The sequence below is a fragment of the Haloplanus natans DSM 17983 genome (genome assembly GCF_000427685.1).
In the GTDB taxonomy this organism is placed as follows: Archaea; Halobacteriota; Halobacteria; order Halobacteriales; family Haloferacaceae; genus Haloplanus; species Haloplanus natans.
On sequence record NZ_ATYM01000010.1, the window covers coordinates 1 to 2,929 of the forward strand.

At 64.3% G+C, this 2,929-nt stretch carries 4 protein-coding genes; all 4 read left to right on the forward strand.

Annotation, left to right across the window (positions count from 1 at the left end):
- The coding region (locus HALNA_RS20435) for a hypothetical protein (protein WP_211225984.1) at positions 1-775 on the forward strand (775 nt) is incomplete at its 5' end.
- Positions 776-933: 158 nt separating this feature from the next.
- On the forward strand, positions 934-1,392 hold the full coding sequence (locus HALNA_RS02290) for a hypothetical protein (protein ID WP_157573419.1): 459 nt from the start codon (positions 934-936) through the stop codon (positions 1,390-1,392).
- On the forward strand, positions 1,393-1,539 hold the full coding sequence (locus HALNA_RS19735) for a hypothetical protein (protein WP_157573420.1): 147 nt from the start codon (positions 1,393-1,395) through the stop codon (positions 1,537-1,539).
- Positions 1,540-1,673: 134 nt separating this feature from the next.
- A complete protein-coding gene (locus HALNA_RS19740) occupies positions 1,674-1,943 on the forward strand; it encodes a hypothetical protein (protein WP_157573421.1) in 270 nt (89 codons plus the stop codon).
- The last annotated feature ends 986 nt before the right edge of the window (positions 1,944-2,929 follow it).

Below are 2,929 nucleotides of genomic sequence, written 5' to 3' on the forward strand. Positions count from 1 at the left end.
CGGTCGGTCGAGAGCGGCCGAGATCGCGAAGGCGAAGGGGTGGCGTGGATTCACGGTGATACCGCACCCGTACCGACCGACAGAGGAAGCGAAAGAGCGGTACCGGGAGGAAGACCCTGATTACGGTATCTGGGTGTGGCTACGCAACGATATAGAGGGGATGGAGCGGTTCATCAAGTGGTCGCCACACTACCACATCATCGGCTTCACGGGTGCGGATATGGAGCCGGGGGGCGAGAGGGCCGACGGGTGGGTGTACCAGTTCAAGCGTTCCATGACCCATTTCGGTGGGATTCACGATAGCGACAGTCACGAGGACCTGTACGGAGCATTCCGCTACCTGCTGTCTCACACGGGATTCCGCGAGGGTTCGACTAAGCAGGTACTGACGTGGTACGGCGACTTGGCGAACAGCGTGTTCGTCGAGGACGCTACTGAAGACTGGCAACACGAAAAGCCGTCTGAAGGTGTTATGTCGGTCTTAGAGAGGGAGATAGAAGCGGTGGCGGGACAGACGAGTGACGAAGGAGACGACGAGTTACGGCCGGATAGCGACGACGTGGGCGACTGTCCCGAGGAAGACTGCGACGGGATGCTGATCGACGTGTTCGACGTGAGTGCCTTCCTCGAACACAACGACCCGCCTCCCGACGTTCGTGAGCGGATGAGAATGGCCCGAGATTGGCGTCTCGGGCGGGTGGAACCTCCGCCGGGGCTGAAGCGTCCACGGACTGAAGAAGACGCGAGAGCCGCCTTCGAGGAGATCCTAGACTGAAGGCCCGGCATGGACCCGCCTCCGTCCCGGCCGTGAGTCGAACGGTAATTTACCGTTAGAAGTGTCGCGAGAGACGCTTTACTGTCGGTCTACGATGGCGGGCCGGCGGGGTGCCGGAACGGTTCGCCGGGTAAGTGCATCCCGGCCCTATCCCGGGTATGGTCTCTGATGACCCGGCCACCTGCCCGCTTTGCGGGGAGGAGAAGGCAAACGCGAAATCGGTGGAACAGCACATCTCGGGGTCGTCTGATCCCGTTCACAAGGGCGAACACGGTCCCGATCACAGGGAGGAGATAGAGGCCGGGATGGACCCGGGCGACGGCCCGGGCGACGGTCCCGGGACCGACTCGGACGCCGACGCGGGGGCGGTGAGCGTCGACAACCCTCGGAGTGGCGGTCCCCCCTCGGAGGACCGCGACTCTACCGAGCGTGAGGCGTCGACGGTGCCTGCGCCCAACGACGGTGACGGCGGGAGCGTCGAGGAGGGCGACGACCAAGAGGGCGGCGGCGGTGGCCTGCTGGTCGTGGCGATCATCGCTGTGATCGGCTTCCTCCTCGCCGGGGGGCGTAACGGTGGCAACGGCGGTGCAGGGGGCGCGCCGCCCGCCGTGGTGTAGATGCACCCTAAACAGAGCGTCGAGGCCGTCCAGTCGGCGTGGCGGCTGTGGAGTGACGAGACGACCGCCGGGACGGTGGCGGCGGTGATTCTCGTCGCGATCTTCGTCGGCTGGCCGACTTACCGACTCTGGAAGGCATCGAGGTGATGAGGCTCTGCCAGTTGAGAAACCTTATCACGGTCCCGCTCCGTGGGTCATGTAGCACGGGAAGGACGTACGCGCCGCTCGTCGGCGTGGAAACGGCCGGGGTGCAGGAACACCCCGACCCGTGCTGCCAGACCATGACAGCAAACGACGATACCCCCGGACAGGGGGAAGGTCTTTCGACAGCACAGACTGCAAACTGGGAGAGTCTCGGCCGTCGTCTCCTCGTCGAGACGATGGAGTTCCGCGGTGACCGTCTCCGGTCGGCATGGGTCGAGATCGTCGCGAAGGCGAAGAAGGGCGAGCCGGTGACGCGGCGCGACTGGATCGAACTCAGTAGAGAACTCCAACAGTTCGCTCACCTCGTCGACGAGCTCGAGGAAGCAACGCGAGGGAGCGAGGAGTAGGATCGTGGTGTCCGGTTTCGGTGTGAAGTCGGAAAGATTCGGCCCGATCTCCGCCTCGATCACGGCGACGGCCGGCGTGGACGGGTCGATTATGTCCGGTTTCCTCACAAACCAGAAGCCCGCGACGGGTAAAACTAAGGCAGTAGGTGAGCAACGGGAGGGACAGAAGGAACTCACAACGTGAGAGGAAGTCCGGGAGGACCCCGGACCAGAAAGACCCCAGTCGGCGGCTGGACACTTGGAACCTGGAAGGCCACCGACTCACTAACCAACTGGGTCGTCGCTGGTTCGTGTTTCTCCCGCCGTCCGCAAAGCCGTTACGGTGATGCGAGATGGCCGGCCCGTTCATCCGACTGCGAAAGCCGAGCGGCCGCGCAGCGGCCGCGAGGTCGTGGAGGTGGGTGGGTGTGGAGGGCCGGGAACTGGGAGGACAGACGGCCGGAGGCCCCGGCCGGAGGCCGTGAACGAGTGGCGGTGTGGTCGGCGTACTATATCCTGCACTTGCGGGAAAGTAATTCCCGAAGCGTAGTATTCCACCGAATGAGGCGCTTAGCCGGTGGTTCCCATGAGTAGCGATATGCTCATGTCTGACCGGCGGCCGCTCGATTCCTCCTCGAGCTCGGAACCGTCGCGAGCTGTGGAGCGAGCCGGGCGCTCGTCGCCCGGCGAGTGGTCGGAGGGGCTGGAGCCGTTCGGTCAGGCGACGTGGGTACTACCCGGACAGGGAGAGCGAGGGAGCGGCTGTGGCGAGTGGTACCCGGAAGCGGTGTGCGAGACGTGCGGAGAGACGCGATTCAAGGCTCGTGTGTGCGGTGCCCGGTCGTGCCCGGACTGTTGGGGTGTGTGGGCGAAAGAGGCGAGCGTACGGGCGTCTGTGCGGGTTCAATCGTTCAGATATACGCAAGCGGACGACTGGCATCGGCAGGTTGCTCACGGCTACGTCTCACCGCCCGAGGGATCGATCCGAACAGCGGACGACTACTGGA

Excerpts from the sequence above, each read along its gene's own strand:
- HALNA_RS19735 (WP_157573420.1), top strand. The coding sequence starts at position 1,393 with ATGCACCCTAAACAGAGCGTCGAGGCCGTCCAGTCGGCGTGGCGGCTG.
- HALNA_RS19740 (WP_157573421.1), top strand. The coding sequence starts at position 1,674 with ATGACAGCAAACGACGATACCCCCGGACAGGGGGAAGGTCTTTCGACA.
- HALNA_RS02290 (WP_157573419.1), top strand. The coding sequence starts at position 934 with ATGGTCTCTGATGACCCGGCCACCTGCCCGCTTTGCGGGGAGGAGAAG.